Annotated in this window: 23 protein-coding genes and 3 pseudogenes; 14 read left to right on the top strand and 12 right to left on the bottom strand. The window is 62.2% G+C overall.

From position 1 onward, the window contains the following. The 9 genes and pseudogenes from AWB66_RS34580 to hpnJ form a co-directional block, all read left to right on the top strand. On the top strand, positions 1–381 hold a 381-nt coding region (locus AWB66_RS34580; protein ID WP_235021269.1), incomplete at its 5' end, for a hypothetical protein. Between the two features lie 393 nt (positions 382–774). Beyond that, complete coding sequence (locus tag AWB66_RS35000) at positions 775–1,128, top strand: Crp/Fnr family transcriptional regulator (RefSeq protein ID WP_327355572.1); 354 nt, start codon at positions 775–777, stop codon at positions 1,126–1,128. A gap of 10 nt (positions 1,129–1,138) precedes the next feature. Next, positions 1,139–1,489 (top strand): ATPase, T2SS/T4P/T4SS family, encoded by a 351-nt coding sequence (locus AWB66_RS27850; RefSeq protein ID WP_268811164.1) that lies wholly within the window; start codon positions 1,139–1,141, stop codon positions 1,487–1,489. Positions 1,490–1,671: 182 nt separating this feature from the next. Next, positions 1,672–1,862: pseudogene (locus AWB66_RS34575) on the top strand (integrase core domain-containing protein); the annotation flags it as partial. Positions 1,863–2,090: 228 nt separating this feature from the next. Further along, positions 2,091–3,275 carry a bacteriohopanetetrol glucosamine biosynthesis glycosyltransferase HpnI gene (gene hpnI / locus AWB66_RS27845; RefSeq protein WP_087633294.1) on the top strand — a complete coding sequence of 395 codons (1,185 nt, stop codon included), beginning with the start codon at positions 2,091–2,093 and terminating at the stop codon, positions 3,273–3,275. A gap of 46 nt (positions 3,276–3,321) precedes the next feature. Continuing rightward, positions 3,322–4,332: a lysylphosphatidylglycerol synthase domain-containing protein gene (locus tag AWB66_RS27840; protein ID WP_087633293.1), complete on the top strand. Its 1,011-nt coding sequence runs from the start codon at positions 3,322–3,324 to the stop codon at positions 4,330–4,332. 392 nt (positions 4,333–4,724) lie between these two features. Beyond that, a complete protein-coding gene (locus AWB66_RS34570; protein ID WP_235021268.1) occupies positions 4,725–4,922 on the top strand; it encodes a hypothetical protein in 198 nt (65 codons plus the stop codon). A gap of 83 nt (positions 4,923–5,005) precedes the next feature. After that, on the top strand, positions 5,006–5,314 hold the full coding sequence (locus tag AWB66_RS34565; protein ID WP_235021267.1) for a hypothetical protein: 309 nt from the start codon (positions 5,006–5,008) through the stop codon (positions 5,312–5,314). A gap of 505 nt (positions 5,315–5,819) precedes the next feature. Next, complete coding sequence (hpnJ, locus tag AWB66_RS27830) at positions 5,820–7,241, top strand: hopanoid biosynthesis associated radical SAM protein HpnJ (RefSeq protein WP_087633292.1); 1,422 nt, start codon at positions 5,820–5,822, stop codon at positions 7,239–7,241. Positions 7,242–8,333: 1,092 nt separating this feature from the next. Here the strand turns inward: hpnJ and AWB66_RS27820 are convergent. The 3 genes and pseudogenes from AWB66_RS27820 to AWB66_RS27810 all read right to left on the bottom strand — a co-directional run bounded on the left by AWB66_RS27820 (position 8,334) and on the right by AWB66_RS27810 (position 11,215). Beyond that, a pseudogene (locus tag AWB66_RS27820) lies at positions 8,334–9,789 on the bottom strand (FAD-dependent oxidoreductase). Continuing rightward, complete coding sequence (locus AWB66_RS27815) at positions 9,786–10,088, bottom strand: (2Fe-2S)-binding protein (protein ID WP_087633290.1); 303 nt, start codon at positions 10,086–10,088, stop codon at positions 9,786–9,788. Before AWB66_RS27815 ends, AWB66_RS27820 begins: the two are co-directional and overlap by 4 nt. Positions 10,089–10,090: 2 nt before the next feature. Continuing rightward, positions 10,091–11,215 carry an NAD(P)/FAD-dependent oxidoreductase gene (locus AWB66_RS27810; RefSeq protein WP_087633289.1) on the bottom strand — a complete coding sequence of 375 codons (1,125 nt, stop codon included), beginning with the start codon at positions 11,213–11,215 and terminating at the stop codon, positions 10,091–10,093. A 102-nt stretch (positions 11,216–11,317) separates the two neighbouring features. On the opposite strand from AWB66_RS27810, the pseudogene AWB66_RS27805 reads away from it, so the two are divergent. After that, positions 11,318–12,231, top strand: a pseudogene (locus AWB66_RS27805) (LysR substrate-binding domain-containing protein). 139 nt (positions 12,232–12,370) lie between these two features. On the opposite strand, the gene AWB66_RS27800 reads toward AWB66_RS27805, so the two are convergent. Continuing rightward, complete coding sequence (locus AWB66_RS27800) at positions 12,371–12,598, bottom strand: hypothetical protein (RefSeq protein WP_143328361.1); 228 nt, start codon at positions 12,596–12,598, stop codon at positions 12,371–12,373. A 343-nt stretch (positions 12,599–12,941) separates the two neighbouring features. Between AWB66_RS27800 and AWB66_RS27790 the strand changes: the two genes are divergently transcribed. Next, positions 12,942–13,280, top strand: a complete 339-nt coding sequence (locus AWB66_RS27790) for an MFS transporter (protein ID WP_125469799.1) — start codon at positions 12,942–12,944, stop codon at positions 13,278–13,280. A gap of 178 nt (positions 13,281–13,458) precedes the next feature. On the opposite strand, the gene AWB66_RS27785 is transcribed toward AWB66_RS27790, so the two are convergent. The 7 genes from AWB66_RS27785 to AWB66_RS27755 all read right to left on the bottom strand — a co-directional run bounded on the left by AWB66_RS27785 (position 13,459) and on the right by AWB66_RS27755 (position 19,927). Continuing rightward, entirely contained in the window at positions 13,459–14,679 is a 1,221-nt protein-coding gene (locus tag AWB66_RS27785) for a glycosyl hydrolase (RefSeq protein WP_235021266.1), read from the bottom strand. A gap of 118 nt (positions 14,680–14,797) precedes the next feature. Next, positions 14,798–15,694: a helix-turn-helix domain-containing protein gene (locus tag AWB66_RS27780; RefSeq protein ID WP_087633284.1), complete on the bottom strand. Its 897-nt coding sequence runs from the start codon at positions 15,692–15,694 to the stop codon at positions 14,798–14,800. A 136-nt stretch (positions 15,695–15,830) separates the two neighbouring features. Continuing rightward, positions 15,831–16,304 (bottom strand): MaoC family dehydratase, encoded by a 474-nt coding sequence (locus AWB66_RS27775; RefSeq protein WP_086966357.1) that lies wholly within the window; start codon positions 16,302–16,304, stop codon positions 15,831–15,833. Further along, entirely contained in the window at positions 16,301–17,494 is a 1,194-nt protein-coding gene (locus AWB66_RS27770; protein ID WP_087633296.1) for a CaiB/BaiF CoA transferase family protein, read from the bottom strand. The genes AWB66_RS27775 and AWB66_RS27770 overlap by 4 nt, the downstream gene beginning before the upstream one ends. 30 nt (positions 17,495–17,524) lie before the next feature. Continuing rightward, positions 17,525–18,640, bottom strand: a complete 1,116-nt coding sequence (locus AWB66_RS27765) for an acyl-CoA dehydrogenase family protein (protein ID WP_235021265.1) — start codon at positions 18,638–18,640, stop codon at positions 17,525–17,527. A gap of 44 nt (positions 18,641–18,684) precedes the next feature. Then, positions 18,685–19,497: an enoyl-CoA hydratase/isomerase family protein gene (locus tag AWB66_RS27760; protein WP_087633282.1), complete on the bottom strand. Its 813-nt coding sequence runs from the start codon at positions 19,495–19,497 to the stop codon at positions 18,685–18,687. Between the two features lie 4 nt (positions 19,498–19,501). Further along, on the bottom strand, positions 19,502–19,927 hold the full coding sequence (locus AWB66_RS27755) for a MaoC family dehydratase (RefSeq protein WP_235021264.1): 426 nt from the start codon (positions 19,925–19,927) through the stop codon (positions 19,502–19,504). Positions 19,928–20,252: 325 nt separating this feature from the next. Here AWB66_RS27755 and AWB66_RS27750 point away from each other — a divergent pair, with 325 nt between their 5' ends. Genes AWB66_RS27750 through AWB66_RS27740 form a run of 3 tightly spaced genes read left to right on the top strand, consistent with a single transcriptional unit; the run spans position 20,253 to position 23,156 of the window. Beyond that, positions 20,253–21,287, top strand: a complete 1,035-nt coding sequence (locus AWB66_RS27750; RefSeq protein ID WP_087633281.1) for a TRAP transporter substrate-binding protein — start codon at positions 20,253–20,255, stop codon at positions 21,285–21,287. Positions 21,288–21,340: 53 nt separating this feature from the next. After that, positions 21,341–21,874 carry a TRAP transporter small permease gene (locus tag AWB66_RS27745; protein ID WP_087633280.1) on the top strand — a complete coding sequence of 178 codons (534 nt, stop codon included), beginning with the start codon at positions 21,341–21,343 and terminating at the stop codon, positions 21,872–21,874. Between the two features lie 10 nt (positions 21,875–21,884). Continuing rightward, complete coding sequence (locus AWB66_RS27740; protein ID WP_061151866.1) at positions 21,885–23,156, top strand: TRAP transporter large permease; 1,272 nt, start codon at positions 21,885–21,887, stop codon at positions 23,154–23,156. Between the two features lie 54 nt (positions 23,157–23,210). Here the strand turns inward: AWB66_RS27740 and AWB66_RS34125 are convergent, their stop codons facing one another. Continuing rightward, positions 23,211–23,357, bottom strand: coding sequence for a hypothetical protein (locus AWB66_RS34125; protein WP_200819082.1), 147 nt, complete (start codon positions 23,355–23,357; stop codon positions 23,211–23,213). Between the last annotated feature and the right edge of the window lie 438 nt (positions 23,358–23,795).

Genomic DNA, 23,795 nt, shown 5'->3' with positions numbered 1-23,795 from the left:
TCAAAAAAATATGAAACCAGCATCCGTCGTAATGCATCTGAGTGCATCAACGACGGATATTTCAACGGCCTGCTAGAGTTCCGAGGAACGCTAGAACGCCATGTCGAACTGTTTTTTTCCGGCTTCCCCGCCCAGGTTACTGTGAACTGCCGAACGCCGGGCTGCCATGCGCTTTTTACGCGATTTCTGGAAATAAGACGAGAGAGTCGGTGTTTCTTGTATGAAAGCGAGGTTTGCGCTGGTAGGAAATTAGAACATTCACTCGTCGCCAAAACGTTTGCATCAGATAGCGTTGTCAATACTCAGGAGGACTTCGTCGGAATCGTTCCTGATCGCGTAGACGGACTGAGTCTTGCTTGTCCGGTGAGACCTTTGGCATAGCACAGCTACCACCGACATGCTCACACTACAATACGACCTACATGGGAATCAGCTGCTTCGAAGCTTGCCCTCTGATGCTTGGCATGCGCTTGCTCCGGACTTGGAAGTCGTAGAATTAGAGACTTCAAATGTTTTAAGCAGACCGGGGCAGCCTATGCAGTACGCTTACTTCCCAATCTCTTCCACCGTTTCACTCGTGCAGAATATGGAGGACGGTAGATCGACCGAGGTTGCTGCGATCGGGGGCGAGGGAACGACCGGCGCAGCGTTGTGGGCTGGTATTGATGTGCTCGCGTGGAGTATCGAAGTTCAGTGCGCTGGCGCGGCTACCGCATTCGGACGCGTGCACTGAAAGAACAATTCAGGCGCAGCGAATCACTTCGCCGCTTATTAATGCTGTATGTCCAGGTGCTTTACACTCGCGCGGCTCAGCTCGCTGCATGCCATCGGCATCATTCCCTGGAACAGCAGCTATGTCGCTGGATTCTCGACGCTGTAGATGCGACACTTGATAGCACTATCGAGACCACGCAGCAGCGGATTGCCGATCTGCTCTGTGTTCGACGCGAGGGCATCACCGAGTGCGTCGGACGATTGCAGAATGCGGGGCTCATTTATCCGACGAGGGGAAGAATCAAGGTGATCGATCGCCGAGCAATGGAAGCTCGCTCCTGCGAGTGCTACGCGCTAACAAGAAAGGAGGTTAGCAGACTACTGTCTGCCAGCATGGTCGGGAAAGCCGCCTAAGTCCGTTAGATTGAGGTTCTTATCGGTATCAGCGAAAGAATGCCTGACGGCGGCAATGAGATTGTCGCCCGACCGTATTTTCCTCACTGAGCTCCGTGACGATGCGGCATCGGACTACCTAACAGGCGCGAACACGGGGCATCTGGGCGGCATCTTTTCCACCCATGCGAATAACGCGGCAATGACTTTCGCCCGGAACGCGACCCTCGTTAAAGCTTCGGAAATCGGCCGCACAATGGACTACGACGTGATCTTGAAAACGGTCATCACGACGGTCGACGTTGTTATCTACATGCCCGACCGCGAAGTGAATGAGATTTACTATGATCCGGCTTATCAGCGTCGCCAGCTCGTGATTTAATGCGCCCGCTGTACCCGACGCTTCGCTTTTGCGCGCCGGTTTCGGGCACGGCGCGCGCAAGTCAAGCCTTGCAAGGCGTAGCTATGAGCACTTTTCCGATGGCTATCCTGCTGCGTTCGCGTCTTCACCAGCGTCAGGTAAACATTGTCGGATAGATCAAAGCCGGCGCCATGATCTACCATTCGACCCCAGCGCACGGTATGGTCGAGCCGTTTGTGAAGACAATGAAGCTCGATTACATCGTGATAGTGGGCAAGCCTGGTGTGCGACGGCACTCTCGCATCTGGCTGCTGCCTTCGAGCAATACAATTGGCGCCATCCGCACAGGGCCTTGAAGTACCGCTCGCCTCGCGTTTTCGGCGAGCCGCTGTGACAGTAACTTAACGGTATTCGCGTGCCCTGTATTCTGGCGCAATCCCAGACGGGGAGTCACGCATCGTCTGCAATGAAGAACGACGTATGCATCTCGATCGCATTGGTCCGACCGATCGCGAACCGCCAACAATCGAAAAGCGAGGGCTGGGGGCCTCGACGCTAAGGCTATCTTAAGCATTGGTCAGGCAGTCTCCGATATCCCAGGGGCGCTAAGGTTCGGAGGCGTATGGCTCAGCCGCATGTTGTCCATCTATTCTTCGCCTTCGCCGCCGGGTTATCCGCGCTGGGTGCCGGACTCGGTATCGTGTACACCGTATCGGCGAGTTTCCTTATGCGCCGGTTCTTTTCGCGTCCGATCTTCGCGGCCGTTTGCTTCCCTGCAGTTACCGTTGGCAAGCCGTTGCACGGCGAGGAATGGGAACTGTTGGAGAACTTGACGAGTTTCGTGGAGCAGGACTATCCCGGACCGGTTCAATATGTCTTCGGCGTCCATGACCAATCTGATGCGGCGCTCAGCGCTGTCGACTCACTACGCGCGCGATTTCCCGAGAAAAGCATAACCGTCGTGGCGGACGGCAGGAAGAATTGGCCCAACCGAAAAATTGCCAATCTTACGAACATTTTGGAGCGCGCGGAGCACGATGTGCTTTGCTTTGCCGACAGCGACGTACGCGTCGGCCCAAGCTTCCTCCGCGACATCGTAGGCGCGCTTCAGCAACCTGGCGTCGGGTTGGTCACCAGCGCTTATCGCGGATTGTGCGCGCCTGGGTTCTGGCCCGGGGTCAGTTCCGCGATGACCGACTATCATTTTCTGCCTGGCATCGTCACCGGATTGTCGATTGGACGGGCGCGACCCTGTTTCGGCCAGACGATTGCCATGACAAGGACGACACTGATGCGCATAGGCGGTCTCGCGCAGTTTGGGCATCATCTCGCAGAGGACTACGCAATTGGCGAAGCGGTGCGCCGCAGCGGCTTTTTGGTAGCCATTCCGCCGTTCGTCGTACGGCACGGTTGTGTCGAGACAACGCTTTCCCAGTTATTCGCACACGAACTGCGCTGGAGCCGCACGATTCGCGCTGCCGATCCGACGGGTCATCGCGGGGCTATCCTGATGCATCCGTTTCCGCTCGCCTTGCTTGCCGTGCTGATTTCATGGGGCAATGTGCTGGCCTGTGGGCTGGTCGTGTTGACGGTCATCGTCCGCGCGATATTGGTTTGGCAGACGGATTGCGCAACGGGTGAGCGTTGCAGCGGATTTCCTTGGCTTCCGCTCTGGGATGTCCTTCAGTTCGTAATCTACGTCGCGAGCTTCTTCTCGTCCCGCGTGTTATGGCGTGGACAACGCTTCGATGTCGACGAGGACGGTATGTTGTCGCCGTGCGTCCAACATGATCGGAGCCTGAAATGACCAACGAGTCGACGATGACTGCTCTTTCTGGACAGGCCGTACCCGGATGAAATATCTCGGATCTGGCGCCGCCTTGCTTGGCTCGGCGATCGCAGCATGGCTCATCTGGCGCGATGATCCTGTAGCGATTCTGCATCTGCTCGAGTCCGCTGGAGTGGGCCTGGTGCTGGCCGCCCTCGTCCATATCCCGGCGATGCTGCCGAACGCCTGGGACTGGCGCATGCTGATACGCGATGCGGAGCGCCCCTCGCTTGCGACCATGCTCAAGCTCGTCTGGATTCGCGAGTCGATCAACGGACTGCTGCCCGTGGCGCGCATCGGCGGGGAGATCGTTTCATTCCGGTTGCTCGGCCGGGTCGGCGTGCGCCCGGCGACGGCCGTGGCGAGTCTCGTCGTGGACATGCAGCTCACGTTGATCAGCCAGGTCGTCTTTGCACTCATCGCCCTCGGATATGTGGCGGAGCTGGCCTCGTCGGACTCCGTGCGCCTTGCGGGAAGGCTGGCGTGGGGTCTGGCGGCGCTCATGCCGGTGCTCTTGCTGTTCGCGCTCGTGCAACATGCGCGGCCGTTCGAACGCGCCGCCCGAACACTCAATCGAGTCACGAGTGGTAAGGTGTATGCGCTCGTTGGCAAGTCGGCGCGCATCGATCAGTCGATCAAGCTCATCTGGCGGCAGGCCGGCGTCGTGGTTCGATATCTGTTCATCTGGCAGGCGCTTCAGTGCCTCGGTCTGGCGCTCGAGATCTGGGTTGCATTGCGCGTGCTCGGGTCCGACGCGAACTTCGCGACCGCGTTCGTGCTCGAGGCACTGATCCAGCTCGTGAGCAGTGTGGCCTTTGTCGTGCCAGGTAGCATCGGCGTGCAGGAAGGCGGCTTCCTTCTGATCGGCGGCATGCTCGGCCTCGATGCACCCACCTGCCTCGCACTGGCAGGCGCGCGGCGCGTGCGGGATCTGCTGTTCTTTCTGCCAGGGCTCGTCTACTGGCACGTGGCTGAACGTTCGTTTGGCCGGCCGCGCCGGGCGGCGGTGAAGCCGGGGCGGGCGAATGCGAAGTGAAATCTTCGTTGAGTCGAAGTGACAGTCTTGGTGACTTCAATCGAATTTGTTTAGCCAGAAGCGAACGGCGGCGCGATCCCACATCATCGATGCGGCGTTGAAGACGATCCTGCCAGAACAGCGGCGGCCCGCAGTTTCGACGCAAGCTGTTCGAGTGATCTCCAGTTTGTAATGTTGAATCCACCTGGGCGCTCCCACAATGGATGAACCTCTCTTTGACGGGTTCGCTGTCGAGCAGTTGATTCAGGGCTTCCGTGCGCCGGTGCTGCCGCAGCGCATGCCCGATCAGGCGACCGTCGAAGCCGCAGACCGGAACGTCAGGGAGTGGACAAGCCAGGTCGCGGGTATCCTCGAAGCGGGCTCCGGAGGAGCATCGGCGCGAGATGTGCTGAATGTTCCAAGAGACCTTCAGTCCGTACCGCCCGTCCGTCCTCGACTGGCGGCAGCTTGCACCCGACGCGCTTGCGAGGATCGCTTACCTGCCGATCTGGGACATCGCCGCGCAGACGGAGGGACGCGCGCCCGCCTGCGCATGGCTGCGTATGCAGCCACCCTCAGCGAGCCTGACGTGCGTGACGCGCTGGCGCTAAATGCGTGGAGGAGGACCGCCATAAGGAGGTGCTTTCGCGGATGGTCGCCGCATACGGCATTCCGCTTGCCAGCGAAGCACCGTATGTCTATCCCCGGGATACGGAATGGGCTTACCTGGTCACAGGTTGCAGCGAGTGTATCGACAGTTTTTTTGCTTTCGGCCTGTTCGCTCGATGCCGAAGGCAACGAGCGCAAGCAGGATAACAACTTCACCGTCAACGGCACGCAGTCTCTGTCGTCGGTGCAGATTGGTGTGCGAACTCATGACGCTATGTCTGCCGAGAATGAGCGACGCTTCTCGGGGTATGACAGGCGCCTTCTGCGCCCCGAAACCATGCCGAAGCTCGTCGGTTTTGCGCTGCGTTTCATGAGTGCCGGGAAGAGCAAGTAGCGATGCGGCCCGACCGGCCGTCGAGAATTCTGCCCGCGTTGGGCGGGAAATAACGCGCGCAGCGACCCGTCAGTAACGGACTGTGGCTGTATCGACGCGGATGCGCGTGTTCGCACCACCCAGTGCTCAATAGCGGGAGGCAATCGATCGAGCGGAAGCTCAATATAGGCGTCACCGTTCGTACAACAGAGGTCCCGGCGCACTGCGTCTCGCGACACCGGTCACCGATACGACAGGCGGCCAAAGCAGTAACCTCGACGTAAAAATCGACCGAAGGGGAGAAGGGACTGAGGTTTTGCAATTCAAAGGTCGGGGGTCGTAGTATTCTTAAGCGGACCTCCTGTAGTTCAGAGTTCCCACCTGAGAGGGGGCGCCCGTACCAGCTGTCCAGAGTGACTAGCATAGTTTTTTGATAGCCTGAATCAATTCGCGAACATCGCCGACGCCCGGCGAATCCCTGTGGGCCAATGATCCCGCAAGCGGACCGTAATCTTTGAGGGCATTTATGAAAACACTATTTCTACAAGCACCTTCGTTCGACGGCTTCGACGGCGGAGCGGGCTCACGGTTCCAGACTAGGCGCGAGATTCGATCCTTCTGGTATCCAACGTGGCTTGCGCAGCCTGCCGCGCTGGTCGAGGGCAGCCGCGTCGTGGATGCGCCCGCGGATGGCCTATCTCTGGATACGACGCTCGACATTGCTCAGGAATACGACCTGGTCATCATTCATACGAGCTCCCCATCGTTTTCGAGCGATGCGCAGTTCGCGGAGCATTTGAAGCGGCGCAAGTCCAGTATCCTGATCGGAATGGTCGGGGCAAGGGTGGCCGTCGATCCTCACGGCTCGCTTGTCGCAAGCGATGCGATCGATTTCGTGTGCCGTGAAGAATTCGACTTCACCTGTCGTGACATCGCACAGGGACTTCCATTCGAATCGATTCTGGGTCTCAGCTATCGCTTGCCCGACGGCGGAATCACGCACAACGACGCCCGGCCGATTCTCGAAGACATGGACCAGTTGCCGTTCGTTGCGCCCGTCTACAAGCGTGACCTCAAGAGCGAGAACTACTTCAGCGGTTACCTCAAGCATCCGTATGTCTCGATCTACACGGGTCGAGGCTGCAAGTCGCGTTGCACGTTCTGCCTCTGGCCTCATACGGTCGGGGGACATCGCTATCGCACCCGCTCGGTCGAGCACGTCCTTGAAGAAGTGAAATGGATCAGGGACAACATGCCGGAAGTGAAGGAGATCATGTTCGACGACGATACTTTCACCGATCTCAGACCGAGGGCCGAGGAGATCGCTCGCGGCCTGGGCAAGCTCGGCGTGACATGGTCATGCAACGCCAAAGCGAACGTTCCGTATTCAACCCTCAAAGTGATGAAGGAAAACGGATTGCGGCTCCTGCTCGTAGGCTACGAGTCCGGCGACGACCAGATTCTCGTGAATGTCAAAAAGGGGCTGCGGACCGATATGGCACGGCGCTTCAGTGACGATTGCCGCAAGCTCGGCATCAAGATTCACGGCACGTTCATTCTCGGGCTCCCCGGGGAAACGCACGCGACGATACAGAAAACGATCCAGTACGCGAAGGAGATCAATCCGCACACGATCCAGGTATCGCTCGCCGCACCGTATCCGGGGACGGTCCTTCACAAGCAAGCTGTGGAAAACGGATGGCTGGAAGAAAGCAAGGTCATCACGCTTGTCAATTCGGCGGGCACCCAGGCATCGACTATCGGCTATCCGCATTTGTCGCGCGAAGAGATTTTTCTTGGCGTCGAGGAGTTCTACAAGCGCTTTTATTTCAGACCGACGAAGATCTGGGAAATCGTTCGCGAGATGCTGGTCAGTTGGGAGATGATGAAACGGCGCCTGCAAGAGGGCGCGGAGTTCTTCAGGTTCCTCAGGGACCATAAGGCGTGAGTTGTGAGGCCTGACACGTGTTTGCAGGATGATCGCAACGGCGTTGGGCTGAAGTGTTGATGGCGGTATGGCAACAGGCCGGCCAAAACACGGGCGCGCGCATTCGATGAAGGGATCGCCTGGTCCAACTGCGACGAGTGAACGCACGTCGTCTTGAACCTAAAGCTTTGGGACTGCGGCGCAGCGCGACGCGCGGACGTCATGCAATTCCAGATGCCGATGCGATCCGCCTGCGACCATGGCAGGGCTCAGGAATTGCCGTGCGGATGACTGCTTGGTCGCCGGTTGGAGCAACAGGCAGACGTGGAACGAAGCGTAGCGCGAGCGGGAGCGCCAAGTGGCCCGACGGGCTTTAGTTTTGCATAAGCAAGGCTTTTTGCTGGGCGCTATCAAAAGAATTCGGACTCGACGACGTTGAATTCCGCGTCATCTCGGAAGCAGCATCGAGATCCGACGACGCGGCTTTCTTCGAGTCCCAGGGTTAGCGAAAGGTCGCTATCTCAAAATGAATGTGGTGCGCCGAATTCGGGATCCACTCTGGTTGAGGTGAGGTCCGATGGTCGATCTCTGCCATTCCGTACGAAAGGGCGAAGCGCTGGGCCTCGAGCGGGCAAGGAAAGTCGCCGAGCACTCCGGTAGCGCGCCTGACGCCGTCGGGCGCGCCGATTATCAGCATCGCCGCATACATATTGTCGTCCTGCGCGATGACCGGAATCAGTGCGAAGCCCTTGTATGTGAGCTCAGTGAGGGGGACATGATCTTCTCTCAGCTAACTCTCAGCGGTATATTGCCACTGACTGCAGGTATGTATTGTCGGAAACAATAATCTACGCGTAAAGGTTTATTGCAGACGTAATCGCCTGTCGTTGCTCATCGGCGACGTGTCTCCCGGCGCGCTATTTCCTCAAATGCGAAGCACATCCGGAAAGCGCTCGACCATGTGATCCGTCCGCCGGGCTGCCTTCCGGGCGGGGGAAGCGATAACGCGGCGGCCATCAGGGCGAGCGCGGCGGCGGTCAACATCGTCTTTGCGCGTATGGTCTTCATTGAGTCTCCGTGTGTGGGGTGTCGTTTCGTCTGTCGTGGATGGAATCAACTGGGAAATTCGCCGCGTGCAAAGTCGTGGTCGAGCGCGATGGACTCGGCGATTTCATCGACCGTGACTGGCTTGATCGCGCGGATGCGGTAGTAACCGACATTGCCGACCGCGCGCTCCTGCACCTGCGCGATCAGTTCGCCGACCGTCGTGCCGCACCATCGGCCCTGACACGGACCCATGCCGCAGCGTGAGAATGCCTTCATCTGATTGGGTCCCTGGCAGCCCAGCGCCGCGATCGCGCGAATCTCGCCCGCGGTGACTTCCTCGCACCGGCACACGATCACGTCGTCGGGGGGACGGCGCAGCGCCGCGGGCGGCGCGTAGAGCGCATCGAGCAGCGGGCGCACGGCGAGATGGCGTTTCATCGCAAGCCGCGCAGGACGGCTGCGTGCATCGCGCGCTGGCGCATCGAGCGAGCCGAGTTCGCGCGCGATATCGAGCGCCGCAAGCGTCCCCGCGTGCGCGGCGGCCTTCGCCCCGCCGATACCCGCGCCATCGCCGGCGATCCACACGTTCTCCACGCTGCTGCGCCCGCGCGCATCGGTGCGAGGCCGCCAGCACGCCGACGACGCATCCCATTCGTGCTCGCAACCGAGCGCGCGCGACAGTTGCGTCGGCGGAATCACGCCCTGATGCAGCAGCACGAGCGAGGTGTCGATCGATCGGGACGCGCCTTGTTCATCGACGAAATGCACGCGTTCGGCGCGTCCTTCGCCTTCGATCGAAAACGCGCTCGCACCGCGATGAACCGGGATGCCCGCGCGATTCACCGCTCGCATCATGCGCAGACCCTTGAGCAGATAGTCGGCGCCGGCGAGCGCGGGGAGGGCATGAGGCAGCGCCGCGCGCCAGGCATCGCGCGGCGTCGTGTCGAGGATGGCCCGCACACGGCGTCCCGCATTCAGCAATTGCGTGCGAACAGCCACAAGAGCGGTCCGCAGCCGGCGAGCACGGCATCTTGCGAGGGCGCCAATCCGGACGACTTCAGCAGCGTCTGCGCCGCGCCGACGCCCATCACGCCCGGCAACGTCCAGCCGCGCACGGGCCACGGACGCTCCTGCGCGCCCGTCGCGACGAGCACCGCGCGCGCCGATACGTCGAGCGTGCCGCCGGGCTCGCCGGCGTGCGCGCGGCGCGTGAGCATCGCGACCGCACGGCCGTTTCCGGACTCGATCTGCCATACGACGCAGTTCGCGAGATGTGTCACGCCGCTGGCGTCGAAAGCGTCGATCAGCGCGCGTCCCGCGCGATATTCGTCGCCGAGCACGGATGCATCCGCGAGCGGAGACCGCGATGCGTTGCGATAGATCTGTCCTCCGGCGCTTCGCCTTCGTCCGCGACGATCACCTCGAGGCCCGCGCGGCGCGCCACGATCGCCGCCGACATGCCCGCAGGCCCGGCGCCGATAATCAGCAGATCGCACTTCGACTGTGCAGGATGCCGTGTCATGCGAGTCTCGCCTTGCCGGACATCGGACGCACACGCATGCCTTCGCACACGCGCGTCATGCACGCCTGCACGTTCGGCACGCCGTCGATTTCGACCAGACAGTCGAAGCACACGCCCATCATGCAGAACGGTCCGCGCGGTGCGCCGCTGACCGGCATGCTCCGGCACGCCAGCGTGCCGCTTTCGAGCAGCACCGCCGCGACCGTGTAATGCGACGGTAGGTGCCGATGCGCGCCGTCGATATCGATGCGTACCAGCGGCGTCGACAGGGTGGCGAGGGATTCGAAGTGCGTGGGCATGTCTAATTCGAGAAGCGCGTGGCGACGAAAGGATGAAGAATCACGGGCTGTGCGCCGCCCGCGATCCACGGCGCGATGATGTCCGCATGTGCGGCAGCGAGCGTCACGCCGCTATGACAAATGGCGAGGAACGCGCCGGGATGCGCCGCCGATTCCTCGTAGACCGGCAGTCCGTCCGGCGTCATGATGCGCAACGCACCCCATGCCCGCACGATGCGCGCATGCGCGAGTGCCGGAAACGCGGTGCGTGCGCGCCGGGCGATATCGGCCATGACGGCGCGTGTCTGACCGTCGTCGAAGCCGACCTGCTCGGCGGAGTCGCCGAGGAGCACGGAGCCTTCGCGCGTCTGCCGCACGACCAGCGTCGGATAGTCGAGAAACGGCGCGAGTCGCTCGGTCACCATGATCTGACCGCGCAGAGGCGTGATCGGCGCGTTCATGCCGACCATCGGTGCAAGACGCTTGTTGTCGAGATCCGCGGCGAGGACGACGCGTCCGGCTTCCAGCGTGCCGCGCGTCGTGTCGATCTCGAAGCGGCCCGCGCGAGGGCGAATCTCGCGCACCTCGTTGTGCGGAAGATACGTGCCGCCGTGCGACGCAAAGGCCTGCTGCATGGCCCGCAGCGTGTAGAGCGGGTTCGCGTGACCATCGTGCGGCGAATAGAGCGCGCCCGCAAGTTCATCCGATGCGGAGGGCACATGCGCCTTCAGCGCGTCAATGTCGAGCACCTCGTAATCGAGCGATGCGTCCTGCGCATGAATCGATTGGAGCAGCTGCCGGCCGGCTTCGAGCTGTTCGGCCGTCTCACACAACTCGATGCCGCCGGGCCGTTCGAATCCGGCGTCGATGCCCGTTTCGCACTTCAACTGCGTAGCGAAAGCGCTCCAGCGCTCCGACGACTCGCGCGACCACTGCGCATAAGGCAGGCAACTTCCGCCTTTGCCCTGCACCCAGACGAGGCCGAAATTGCCGCGCGCCGCGCGATGCGCGGAGTCGGCTCCGTCGCACACGGCTACGCGCTGGCCCGCGCGCGCGAGCCCGTAGGCGATGACCATGCCGACGAGTCCGCCGCCCGCGACCACGATATCGAAGCGGCGAGGTGTGTTATGGGCCCGATCGACGTGCATAGATTGCACTTTCCGCCTGCGTTTATGTATCGAGACGCAACTTTGGGCGGAGCAAAAAAGCCCGTCAAATGCCGATTGATCGGTCATCTATAATCCAGTGTTATGGAAATGTCCGAACTCAAAATCCGGCAGATCGAAGCGTTTCGCGCGGTCATGCTTCGACACACCGTCACGCGCGCCGCCGAGTCGCTGCATATTTCGCAGCCCGCGGTGAGCCGCCTTATCGCCGATCTTGAAAGCCGCGTCGGCTTCGTGCTGTTCGAACGGCAGCAGGGGAGGCTTACGCCCACGTCCGAAGCGCGCGTGCTGTTCGAGGAAGTGGAGCGCGCGTTCGTCGACCTCGACCGTATCGCGCAGGCGGCCCACCAGATTCGCGCGATGCGGCGCGGTTCGCTTCGCGTGGCGGGGTCGCCCGCCGTCGCGCTCGACCTGCTGCCGGCGGTGATCGCGCGCTTCGTCGAGCAGCATCCCGGCATCGACGTGAGTCTGTTCGCGCACAGTGCGACGACGGTGGTGGACAAGGTCGCTTCCGGTCAGTGCGACGCGGGCCTGATCGCCGAGGCTATCCCGCATCCAGCCGTGAAGAGCGAGCGGCTTCCGAACGCGGTGATGCGATGTATCGTGCCGCGCGGGCATCGCCTGGCGCGCCGTGCATCGTTGAGTCCGGACGATCTGAGCGGCGAGCGCTTCGTTTCGTTTCGTTTCCTCAAAGCTTCGACGCCCGCGCCGCGATCGACCGCGTCTTCGTGGAAGCGGGCGTGACACGTAATCTCGTGATCGAGGCGCAGCTATCGCAAGCGATCGTGGCGTTGGTCGCGAATCGTGCGGGAGTCGCACTGATCGACCCCGTCACGGCAGCCCATGCGCATCAGCGAGTGGTGGTGAAGTCATTCGCGCCTGCCGTTCCGGATCACTTCTACATCGTGACAAATGCTTCTCAGCCAATCCCGGTCGTGGCCGCGACCTTCTGCGACGCCGTGAGAGACGAGTTCGCGCGACTTGTCGCCGGCTTATAAATGCGGGTCAATACTACAATTTCACATAAGTAACATTAACACATTTTACTCGGTTATACTAAGCGTCTGCGGCGGCCAACCGCTTGACCGTTGTGCACAAGTCAGCCGAATGACATTGTTTTTCCGGCGAAAGCGAGCGTTACTGCATGCGCGCCGCGCTCGGCAGCGGCGACCGTCGTCCGCTGAGCGTGAACCGATCCAGGCGCGCGCTCGCGTCCATGTGCACATAGCTGGGCGCATCATCAAGCTGGCGGTCGGCTTGCCGCAGGATCGCCTCGAACAGCGTCGCGTCGTCCGGCTCAAAGTGCCACACGCTTTCTCGCTCGGCTCTTTCCAAAAAGCGTTCAAGCGCGGCTTCGACGTTCACATACCTCATGAGATCGGTGTCGCCAGACCCCTTGCGCTGCCGCGCTCGTGAGCGGTGTCGTCTATGCCACCGAGATGCCTGCGCGTAGGCGCATGATTGCGGAGACAGCGGGCACGGCGATGGCCGCTCGCGCGGTCGCTATCGACAGCATGACCAACTTCGCGACGCGATGTCTCGGGCCTCTGCTTGGAGGCTTGATCTACGGAGCACTCGGCGTCTCGACATCCTATTTCCTCTCCGCAACGGCGTCGCTTTGCGCCGCGGCCCTTTTGTCGCCGGCGCGATCATCGGAGGCGCTCGCCTACGAAGGCGATCCTTTGTCTGGTTGATAGCCGGATCCAGCGTGTTTTTCCTGGCTATTGCGATCGCTGGGTTCGCGAGTTCTTTCCGATGCTCGCTGGCTTCGTTGCTCGTCATTCTCTTCGTGGGCGGCTTTGGTAGCGCCGCCTACAACATACACCAGACGACTATCGTGATCGAGTCCGTGCCCGGCGTCATGCGTAATCGTGTGTTCGGTCTGGTCACTGTCGGTATCGGATGTTGGCCGCTCGGAACGCTGTTAGCGGGCCTGCTTGCAACAGTACTCGGACCGACGGGAGCCTTGATCGCGTTGGGCGTCACAGGCATCGCGGGCGACAGTGTCCTGACACTTCGCGCGGTGAAGGAGAGGTCGCATCGGTAGAAAGGCCGAAGGGTCGCGAGTGCCGCCTTCAGCCGTCGGCGTGCTAGAGAGCGGAACATGCATTCGATCGCTTCCGATCCTTCAATGGCAAGTGAACAAGCAGTGATGAGTGACTAGTCGTGGGCGGTTCGGCGGCGATGCCGTCGTTCCGCCGTTCGTCGTGGCTTCGTCGTGACGCTCAGGCGAGTGGAATACGCGTGTGGTCCAGCGGGCGTAGCTTGCCGGGATGCACGGCGCGGCATAGCGCCTCGACGAAGTAAAAGTCGCCGAACATGGTCGCGCCGTCCACGCCGATATTGTGCGGCTTCGAGTAGCACGAGTTATGCAACAGCCCGTGCTGGCCGTCCCGGGTGAATTCGTCGCGGCATAGCGCTTCGAGCATCGCGAGGCCGTGGCCTCGCCATTTCGCGGCGGCTTGCGCCTCGGGATGCACGCGTGCCATCTCCAGCAAGGCCGACGCCACCACGGCAGCAGCGGCCGTGTCCTTGATCTCGGCGTCGCGGCCGGTCGCATCGAAGTCCCACGGAGGCACCTTACGCCCGTCGAGGCGGCGCAGGTAGTAATCGGCGAGACGCTCGGCCAGATCCAGATACGCGCGCTTGCCGGTTTCCCGCGCGGAGTTGACGTAGCCGTAAATCGCCCAAGCCTGGCCGCGACTCCACGCGGATTCGTCGAACGCGCCTTGAAACGTGTAGCCCCGTTTCCGGGCGCCGCTGTGCACGTCGTATTCGACGGCGTGATAGGTCGAGTCGTCGGCGCGGACGAAGGCGCGCGCGGTCATCTCGGCGTGCGCGTCCGCGGCTTGCCGGTAGCTGCCGTCGTCGGCGTGACCGGCGGCCCAGTAGAGCAGCGACAGATTGGCCATCGTGTCGATCGCGGAGGCGCTCCGGCCGCGCGGATCGGAGATCGGTCCCCAGGACGCGAGATACGCGCCGTTGCGCGTTGTCACGAGTCGAGCGCGCAGCTTGTCGGCGGCTTCGAGCGCAATGTCGGCGAACCACGAGTCGCCGGTGATGTGATGTCCCGGCACCGCGCTGCTGTCGAAGATGAAGCCGATGTCATGCGTGTTCGGATCCTGCGCGCGCTGGCGGACGAGCAACATGCGAGCGCGCGCCCATTCTAGAAAGCGCGCCTCGCCGGTGTGCAGGTACGAGCTCAGCAGCAAGCCGACCCAGAAGCCGCAGAACCAGTTGCCGTGGCTCCATGCGTCGCCGTCGTAGCCCGCCGAAAGCGAGGCGGGCAGACGCACCCATTGACCATCGGGGCCGGTGACTTGCGGGAATTCGACGCCGAAGGTCAGCTCGTCGGAAGCGACCTTTTGCGCGGTTTTATCGAGGGTTTCGCGAAACAGCTCTGCCCGGGTCTCGCTGACTGACAGCGAGCTCATTACGTTCGACACGGCGTCTCCTTGAGTTCGTCATTCGCAGGACGATTCTAAGAAGCGCCTGCGCGACCGCGTTAGGATGAAACGCATGAACTGTTGGACATTTCCGCATCGAAGCGCCGCATGAAGACGCTCAGATGTGCAGCTTGTCGAGGCTGCGCCGATAGTCGATCGGCGAGCGGCCCGTATGCTTGCGAAAGCAGCGGCTGAAGTAGGCGGGATCGTCGAACGAGAGCATCGCGGCGATCTCCGCGACATTCACTTCGGAGTGCAGCAACAGACGCTTGGCCTCCAGCATCACGCGCTCGCGGATCAGCTTGGGCGCAGTGCTGCCGAGCGCCTGACGCGTCGCTTCGTTGAGCGCGCGTTCCGTGACGTTGAGCAGGCGCGCGTAATCGGCCGCTTCGTTGACCGAGCGAAAATGCTTCTCCAGCAGGCTTTTGAAGCGGCGCGACAGCAGCACGCTGCGCGTCGCGGCGGCATCGCCTATGGCGGCGGCATCGCACATGCGCGCGACCTTGATCAGAAACACGTGCAGATAGGCCCAGATCGCGTCGGTGTAGCCGACCTGCTCCTCCTGATACTCGTGGCGGATGCCGTCCATCACGCGCGCCAGTTCGCGCACCTGCGCGTCGCTCAGGTTGACGCACGGGGCGAGTTGCTCGAAGTTATAGACGGGTACTTCCGTCTCTGTATGGCGGTTCTGCACGCGGAACGCGAAAAACTCCGACGAGAAACTGAGCGAATAGCCGAGCGTATCGGAGGACAGATCGAGATCGTGAATCTGTCCCGGCGCCATGATGTAGAGCGTATTAGGGCGCACGTCGTAGCGCACCGAGTCGATCACATGCGAGCCGCTGCCCGCGAGCACCCACATCATGTGATAGAAGTCGTGCCGGTGCGGATAGACCAGCGTCGATTTGAGCGCCTCGATCGGCGCGAGATGAAAGTCCGGCGTCTTGACGTGTGCGCCGTATTCGTAGTCCTCGATCCGGATCACCGGAACGTGACAGCAACATGCGGTATCCAACTGTCTCCTCCGTCGGCGGCGGAGCGTCTTCGCGCCCGCCTGCATGCCCGCGCTGCGCGGGCGATTGCACGAGTGTAGCCGTGCCCGCGCTGCCGGTTAATTGGCATTTACACCGTGCGGCCCGCGCGCGACGGTGTCACGCCGCCGCGCTGCGCGCCATCAGCGCGTGATCGAAGCGCAGTTCCTTCAGCGCGGAAAGCCCGCTCAGCACCACGCGCCCTTGCTGATTGCGCACCGTCGTATCCATCACGAGGATGTGCTTTGCGGGCTTCTTTTCGACGACGCAAACGTTGATCGTCACCGTATCGCCGATATACACCGGCCCCAGAAAGCGCAGCTCCTGCCCAACATACGCGAAGCCCGGACCGGTCAATTCGGTGTGCGCCGCCGAGACCAGCGCGGCCGTCAACAGGCCATGCACGACGCGCCGTCCGAAAGGGGAGCATTCGGCGAAGGCATCTTCCATATGCAGCGGATTCAGGTCGCCGGACAGGTGTCCGAACGCGTTCACTTCGGCCTCTGTGACCGTGTGAACGTTCACCTGCGTCCGGCCGATCTCGACGTCGTCGAAGCGCAAGAGCGCTGGCCAGTTGTTCGGTTGCGCGCTCATGCCTCTCTCCTCGATGTCAATGCGATGCCGCGTTCGACATAACCGTCGATCTCCTGCGGCGTATAACCCAGTTCCGCGAGCACTTCGCGGGTATGCTGTCCCTGTTTCGGCGGATGCCGCCGCAGCGGAGGCGCCGCGCCGTCGTAACGCACCGGATGCGCGAGCAGGCGCACCGGTCCCGCTTCCTCGTGATCGAACGACATGATCATTTCATTGTGCGCGACCTGCGGATCCTGCTCGACCTGCCCATAGTCGTTGACGGGCGCGAACCAGATATCGTGCTCCTCGAAGGTGTGCATCCACTCTTCGGTCAGGCGCGTTTTCAGCGTGTCATAGACGAGACGGTTGATCTCGTCGCGCCTCAGCACGTTGTCCTTCGGATGCGTGAACGCGGCGAGCGCGGGACACGACAGCGCGTTCGCGAGCTTCTGCGTCGGCGTGAGCGACATCGCGATATAGCCGTCACGCGTCCGGTACACGCCATACGGCGCGGGATGAAAGCGGCTGCCGGTCGGCGGATGCGTGCGTGCCCACAACGGCCCCTTGTTCATGTAGTACGTGAACGGCTCGATTTGCAGGTCGAGCGCGGCGTTGAGGAGGTTGCTCTCGATGCGCGTGCCCACGCCCGTGCGCTCGCGCGCCTGCAACGCGGCGACCACGCCGAATGCGGCGAGCACGGCGGCATGCTGATCGACGATGGCGGAACCGACCGGCGTGGGCGGCGACTCCGCGTCGCCGGAAAGCATGGTCAGTCCGCTCATCGCCTGCAGCAGCAGATCCTGGCCTGGACGCTTTAGATAAGGCCCGGACGAACCGTAGCCCGTGCACGAGCAATACACGAGACGCGGATTGACTTCATGCACCGGCGCATAGCCGAAGCCCATCTTGTCGAGCACGCCGGGACGATAGTTCTCGACGAGCACGTCGGCTTCGCGGATCAGACGCCACACGATCTCGCGCGCGGCTTCGTCGCGCAGATCGAGCGAGATGCTGCGCTGATTGCGGTTGCCGAGCAGAAAGAACACGCTCACGCCTTCGAGGAATGCATCCGCGCCGGTCCAGCTACGTTCGAACGCGCCGCCGGGCGGTTCGATCTTGATCACATCCGCGCCGACATCGGCGAGCATCTGCACGGCGGCGGGGCCTTGCAGAAAATGCGTGAAACTCAGCACCTTGATGCCTTCCAGCATAAACATTCTCCTCTCGGTTTCAGCGCGCGATCACGCGAGCAGCGTGCGCGCGATGATCATGCGTTGTATTTCCGACGTGCCTTCGACGATCTCCAGCACCTTTGCATCGCCGAATGCGCGCGCGACCGGAAATTCGGCCATCACGCCGTAACCGCCGTGAATCTGCAGTGCCTGATGCGCGGCTTTCATCGCGTGCTCGGTCGCGAACAGTTTGGCTTGCGACGCCTGCGCATCGAAGGCCGCGCCGGCGTCCTTTGACGCGGCGGCGTCGTAGAGCATCAGACGCGCGGCGTGCGCATCGGTCGCCATGTCGGCGATCTTGAACTGCAGCGCCTGAAACTCGGCGATCGCGCGTCCGAACGCGCGGCGCTCCTTCATGTATGTGACCGAGCGATCCAGCGAGCCCTGCAGGATGCCGAGCGCGAGCGCGCCGATGAGGATGCGCCCCGTGCTGATCTGCGCGAGCGTCTGGCGCAGGCCCGCGCCGCGTTCGCCCAGCAGTTGATCCGCGGGAACCGCGCATTGCTCGAAGAACAGCTCGTGCGTGATCGATGCGCGCCAGCCGATCTTGCGCAGCTTTCTGCCCTTGCCATTGCCCGGCGTCCCTTGCGGCACGATGAAATTGGAGATCTCCTTGCGGCCATCGGGCCGAGTGCCGGTGACCGCCGCGATCACGGTCGGCCCGCCGATCTCCGTGCCCGAATTGCTGATGAAGGTCTTCGCACCGTCGATTATCCAGTGTTCGCCGTCGAAGACCGCGCGCGTGCCGATGTTGGCCGCATCGGAACCGGCGTCTGGCTCGGACAATCCGATCGCGCCGATCTGCGTGCCGTCGAGAATGGGGCGAAGGAAGCGCGCTTTCTGTTGCGCCGTGCCGTAGTTGTTCAGCAGGCTCGCGACGGTCGAGTTCGCCATCAGCGCATTGGCGACGGCGCAGTCCACCCGTGCGAGTTCTTCGAGCACGATCACGAACGACAGCCAGTCGCCGCCACCGCCGCCGTATTCCTCGGGATACGGCAAGCCCGTGAAGCCGAGTTCGCCTGCCTGCCGCCAGATCGCGTAGGGAAACGCTTCATGCTCCCAGAGCGCCTCCGATTGCGGCGCGATTTCCTTCTCGGCGAAGCGGCGCACTGCTTCGCGCATCATGGTGTGTTCTTCGCCGAGCCAGTGAGGTTGATTGAAGTTTGTCATCATGGCGTGACCGGTGCGGTGTCGGCTTGCGCGGCGCGGCGCGCACGTTTGCGTTCCACGAAGTGCCGCAGGCCCGCGCGCGCGCCTTCGCTCGAAAAATTCACGGCGTATTGCGCGGCCTCGAAGTCGAGTCCGGCGGACAAGGGCAATTCGCCCGCGCGATTCAGCGCGCGCTTGGCCATCTCGGCCGCGAACGGATCGTAGGAGGCGAGGGTGTCGGCGAACGCGCGCACGGTATCGAACAGCTTCTCGGGCGCGGCGATTTCGTGGATGAAGCCGAACACCTCGCACTCGCGCGCGGAAAAGCGCCTGCCGCTCAGCACGAAGCGTTTCGCGCACGCGAGCCCCATCTTGGCGACGGCCAGTTGCGTGCCGCCCCAGCCGGGCATGGTGTTCAAGGTGATCTCGGGAAACGCGAAGCTCGCATCGCTCGATGCCACGATGAAGTCGCACGCGAGCGCCAGTTCGAAGCCGCCGCCGAGCGCGTAGCCGTTGACCATCGCGATGGTCGGCTTCGCGCTTTCATGCAGGCGCAGCAGCGCGCGCTGGCCGGCCACCATGTCGCGATAAGCCGAGACGCCGTCGAGCGACACGAGCCGCTCGATGTCGTTGCCCGCGGCGAATGCCTTCGCGCCGCTGCCGGTGAGCGCGATCACGCGCGTCGCGTCGTCGGCTAGCGCATCGGCGATTTCGGCTTCGAGCGCCGCGAGCATGTCGGGCGTGAACGCATTGAGCTTGGCGGCGCGATTGAGCGTCAGGAGGCGCAGCGCGCCGTGCTGCGAGGCGAGAATGGGAAGCGTGTCGTTCGTCATGGCGTTACAGCACTTTCAGATAGGTCTTGCCCGATGCCACGACCACGCCGTCCTGGCGCGTCACGTCGGCGGCGAAGACGCACACGTTGCGCTCTTCGTCCTTTTCTTCGAGCGTGAGACGCGCGCTCACCGTGTCGCCGATGAACACCGGCGCGTTGAAGGTGATGTCATAGCGATACGACACGGCGCCGGGGCTCGGCGCTTTCCCGGCCATGTAGCCCATCACCGTGGAGAGAAATCCGACCGACAGGCAGCCCTGCGCGATGCGTTTCTCGAAGCGCGTGCCCTTCGCATACTCCTCGTTGAGATGCACGGCGTAGAAATCGCCGACGATGCCGGCAAAGCCATAGATATCGTATTCGGAGACGGTCTTGGCGAAATCGGCGGTGTCGCCGATCGCATAGCAATCCATATGAGGGCGTTTGGCCATGTCGATGTTTCTTCGTGATGAGTTGGGGTTATCGCTAAACGATGCGTTCTGACGTCGTACGGTCGGCATGAAGTCACTTTAAAGAGGGGCCTCATTCAACCGGTAGGACGGTTCGCGCGATCTTTTGGACTTTTTTGCATCGGACCCGGCGATGCGAAAGGGCCGCGTAAAAAAGTCCAAGAAATTCGACGACTGGTCCTAACGCACCATCGCCGCGATCACAAATACTTGCGTCAACCCGCCGGCTCCGCATTCGCACCGGGCACTCGCACCGAACGATGCGGCGCGCTCGCCGGGCGGTATCCCTATCGAGCAAGGAGACAACATGAGTTCGCTTTTCAGAGCGCAGAGCATGCTGCGCGTAGCGATGAGCGCGGCGCTCGCCGCGATGTGCGTGGCGGCATCGTCTGGCGCGAGCGCGCAGGACAAGGTCGTGATGAAGCTCGGACACACGCTGGCGCCCGACAATCACTATCAGTTGACCGCGCAGGTGTTCGCGAAGGAAGTCGCCGCGCGCACGCACGGCGACGTCGAGATTCAACTGTTCCCGCAATCGCAGCTCGGCGGCGAAGTGCAGATGACGCAGGCGTTGCGCACGGGCACGCAGGATCTGATGATCTCCGCGCAGGCGCCGATCGACAACACGATCAAGCAATGGCAGATCTTCGACATGCCGTATCTCTTCTCCAGCATGGACGAGGCGAACGGCGTGCTGCAAGGCCCGGTCGGCCGCAAGTATCTCGACATGATGAAGCCGGTGAACATGATCGGCCTCACGTGGCTCGCGGTCGGTGAACGCAACCTGTTCACGACCAAACGTCCGGTCACGTCGCTCGCGGACATGAAGGATCTCAAGGTACGCGTGATGCAGAGTCCGGGCTATATCGCGGGCTACAAGGCGCTCGGCGCGAATCCGACGCCGCTCGCCTACAACCAGTTGTTTCTCGCGCTGTCGCAAGGTCTCGTCGATGGCGCCGATACCTCGCCCGAGCAGTTCGTGCAGGACAAGTTCTCCGACGTCGCCAAGCACTTCTACGTGACGCGCGTGAACTATCTTCCGGTCGTGCTGGCGATGAGCAAGAGCTCGTGGGACAAGCTCTCGCCCGCCGATCAGAAAGCGTTCCAGGACTCGGCGAAGATCGCTGCGGACTTCGATCTAAAGGAATACAAGCGCGAATACGACGCTGCGATCGCTTCGATGAAAGCGAAGGGCATCCAGGTCACGACGGTCGAAACCGCGCCGTGGGCGCAAGCCACCAAGACCGCGCGCGACGAACTCATCGGCAAGATTCCGGACGGCCCGGCGCTGTATCAGGAGATCAACTCGGCCAAGCAGGCGCCGGCGGTCGCATCGAAATGACGGAATCGAACGACGGCCACCGCACAACCCAGGCACCACGGGAGGCGACACGCATGGAAAAGCTCGCGCGCGGCTTGATGTTCGTTGACGGCATCGTGCTGAAGATCAATCTGTTCGTCTGTAGCTGCCTCTTGCTCGGGGCGGTGATCGTCGCGGGGCTCGGGGTGATCTTCCGCTTCGTGCTGCACGATTCGCTATCGTGGTCCGACGAGGTTTCGGCGTATCTGTTCGTGTGGCTCACGTGCCTCGGCGCCGCGGCCGGCGTGAAGCTGCGCGCGCATCCGGAAGTGCGCGTCGTGGCCGATCGCGCGCCGGCTGCGTTCGCGCTGCTGCTCAAGGACTTCACGGACTGCGCGATCCTTGCGCTCGGCGCGGTGTTCGTCCTGTACGGCACCGACATGCTCGCGCTGATGGGCACCGAAACCGCCGCGTCGATTCCGATCTCGATGGTCTATCCGTATCTCTCGATTCCGGTGTGTGGCGCGCTGCTCGCGTTTCATTCGCTGGTGCGGATCGCCGTCTCGCATCTCGCGCCGCAGACGCAGACCGACGCCACGCTCGTCGAGGGCGTGTCCGAACATCTCTAGGAAGAAAATCATGTGGGCAATCGCTTTTGGAGCGGGGCTGCTCGGGCTCGGCGTGCCGGTGGCCATCTGCATCGGCATTGCGGCGACGCTCGCGCTGTCGATCAACGGCACGTCGCTGCTCGTGATTCCGCAGCAACTGTTTTCGAACCTCAACAACGTCGGCCTGCTCGCCATTCCGTTCTTCATGCTGACGGGCGCGATCATGGATTCGGGCGGCGTGTCGAAGCGCATCATCGAATTTTCGCAGGCGCTAGTGGGATTCATGCGCGGTGGCATCGGCCAGGTGACGATCGTCGCGAGCATGTTCTTCGCGGACCTTTCCGGCTCGGCGACGGCCGACACTGCCGCGATCGGCTCGGTGATGATTCCCGGCATGGTGAAGAAGGGCTATAACCGCGCGTTCGCGGTGGCGCTGCAATCGGCGGCGGGTTCGCTCGGGCTGCTCTCTCCCGTGTCGATGAGCATGCTCGTCTATGCGTATACGGCGAACGTATCGGTCGGCACGATGTTCATCGCCGGCATCGTTCCGATGCTGCTGGTGGTCGTGTCGTTCATGATCGTCAATTACGTGACCGCGGTCAAGAAGGGTTACAGCGCGGTCGAGCCGTTCGATGGGCGCAAGCTGTGGACGACCTTCCGCGAGGCGTTTTGGGCGCTGCTCACGCCGGTCATCATTCTGGGCGGCATCCTCGGCGGCATCTTCACGCCGGTCGAGGCGGGCGTGGTCGCAGCGGTCTATGTGACGCTGGTGAGCGCGTTCATCTTCCGCACGCTCAAGCTCTCGCATTTCAAGGACATTCTGGTGAGAACTTCGGTGAACACCACGCGTGTCTCGTTCCTGCTCGGGCTCGCGTTCGTGCTCGGGCGCTATCTGATCGAAGCGCAGATTCCGCTGCATGTAGCGAACAGTTTTCTCGCGATCACCACGAGCGCGATCGTGCTGCTGATCCTGATCAACCTGTTCCTCATCGCGGCGCATACCGTGCTCGAAACGATCTCGAGCATCGCGGTGGTGATTCCGGTGTTCCTGCCGCTCGTCGTGCAGATGCACATCGATCCGGTCGTGTTCGGCGTGATCGTGCTGATCAACTCGGCCATCGGTATCAATCTGCCGCCGATAGGTTTTTGTCTCTTCACGGCGGCGTCGATCGGCGGAGTGTCGGTGGAGAAGGCGACACGCGCGATTCTTCCGTTCATCTTCGCGCTCGTGATCGATCTGCTGCTGATCATCTTTTTCCCACATATCCCGCAGTTTCTGCCGCATTTGCTGGGCGCGAAGTAAGCGGTTGTTCGCTTTATTTCGGACAAGAAGGGCGCGAGAGCGCCCTTCGTCACATCACGCGTGCCCGCGTTGCAGCCAATGCTCCAGACCGATGCCGCCGCGACGCGCTTCGCCGGTCGGCACGAGCGAGTCTTCCCTGATCGGCGCGCCGAGCGCGACATCCGCGACGATGGCGGCGACCAGACTGAACGAAACTTGCATCGGTGCGGTCGATGCCGATAAGCGTAGCGTTCGCCATGATCGGCTCCCAGAGAAGGAAATGGCCCGATTAGCGTAAGCCGATCGGGGCCATTTTGGTCAGGCTGATCATCTCATTAAAGCCGGCTCGGAGAGCCGGCTGAAAGTTCTGGCTATACGAGGGGCCATGCCAGAACCGAGAGAACTTCAGACCGCAGGCGTGCGGCTGCCGGCATGTGCGCATCGTTTCAACTGCGCATCGCACGGGCCGAATCGCTTGTCGCTTAGGCGTTCGTCGAGGATCGACGCGAGCCGAGCTCATCGAGCAGGCGCGTGCATCGCGAGAGCGTCTGCTCGCGCATGCCGCGGATGCGGGCGCGACGGTATTCGCCACGCATTTCGCCGGGACGTCGGCGGCAACCGTCACGCGGACCGCGGAAGGCTTCGAGTGACGCTATGCGT

Source organism: Caballeronia telluris, assembly GCF_001544495.1.
GTDB classification, from domain to species: Bacteria; Pseudomonadota; Gammaproteobacteria; order Burkholderiales; family Burkholderiaceae; genus Caballeronia; species Caballeronia telluris.
This window is presented reverse-complemented; position numbering and strand designations above follow the sequence as displayed.

Coding starts and splice junctions, on each gene's coding strand:
- AWB66_RS35000 (WP_327355572.1), top strand. CDS start 775: ATGCTGTATGTCCAGGTGCTTTACACTCGCGCGGCTCAGCTCGCTGCA.
- hpnI (WP_087633294.1), top strand. CDS start 2,091: ATGGCTCAGCCGCATGTTGTCCATCTATTCTTCGCCTTCGCCGCCGGG.
- AWB66_RS27840 (WP_087633293.1), top strand. CDS start 3,322: ATGAAATATCTCGGATCTGGCGCCGCCTTGCTTGGCTCGGCGATCGCA.
- AWB66_RS34570 (WP_235021268.1), top strand. CDS start 4,725: ATGTTCCAAGAGACCTTCAGTCCGTACCGCCCGTCCGTCCTCGACTGG.
- AWB66_RS34565 (WP_235021267.1), top strand. CDS start 5,006: ATGTCTATCCCCGGGATACGGAATGGGCTTACCTGGTCACAGGTTGCA.
- hpnJ (WP_087633292.1), top strand. CDS start 5,820: ATGAAAACACTATTTCTACAAGCACCTTCGTTCGACGGCTTCGACGGC.
- AWB66_RS27815 (WP_087633290.1), bottom strand. CDS start 10,088: ATGCCCACGCACTTCGAATCCCTCGCCACCCTGTCGACGCCGCTGGTA.
- AWB66_RS27810 (WP_087633289.1), bottom strand. CDS start 11,215: ATGCACGTCGATCGGGCCCATAACACACCTCGCCGCTTCGATATCGTG.
- AWB66_RS27775 (WP_086966357.1), bottom strand. CDS start 16,304: ATGAGCGCGCAACCGAACAACTGGCCAGCGCTCTTGCGCTTCGACGAC.
- AWB66_RS27770 (WP_087633296.1), bottom strand. CDS start 17,494: ATGCTGGAAGGCATCAAGGTGCTGAGTTTCACGCATTTTCTGCAAGGC.
- AWB66_RS27765 (WP_235021265.1), bottom strand. CDS start 18,640: ATGATGCGCGAAGCAGTGCGCCGCTTCGCCGAGAAGGAAATCGCGCCG.
- AWB66_RS27760 (WP_087633282.1), bottom strand. CDS start 19,497: ATGACGAACGACACGCTTCCCATTCTCGCCTCGCAGCACGGCGCGCTG.
- AWB66_RS27755 (WP_235021264.1), bottom strand. CDS start 19,927: ATGGCCAAACGCCCTCATATGGATTGCTATGCGATCGGCGACACCGCC.
- AWB66_RS27750 (WP_087633281.1), top strand. CDS start 20,253: ATGAGTTCGCTTTTCAGAGCGCAGAGCATGCTGCGCGTAGCGATGAGC.
- AWB66_RS27745 (WP_087633280.1), top strand. CDS start 21,341: ATGGAAAAGCTCGCGCGCGGCTTGATGTTCGTTGACGGCATCGTGCTG.
- AWB66_RS27740 (WP_061151866.1), top strand. CDS start 21,885: ATGTGGGCAATCGCTTTTGGAGCGGGGCTGCTCGGGCTCGGCGTGCCG.
- AWB66_RS34125 (WP_200819082.1), bottom strand. CDS start 23,357: ATGCAAGTTTCGTTCAGTCTGGTCGCCGCCATCGTCGCGGATGTCGCG.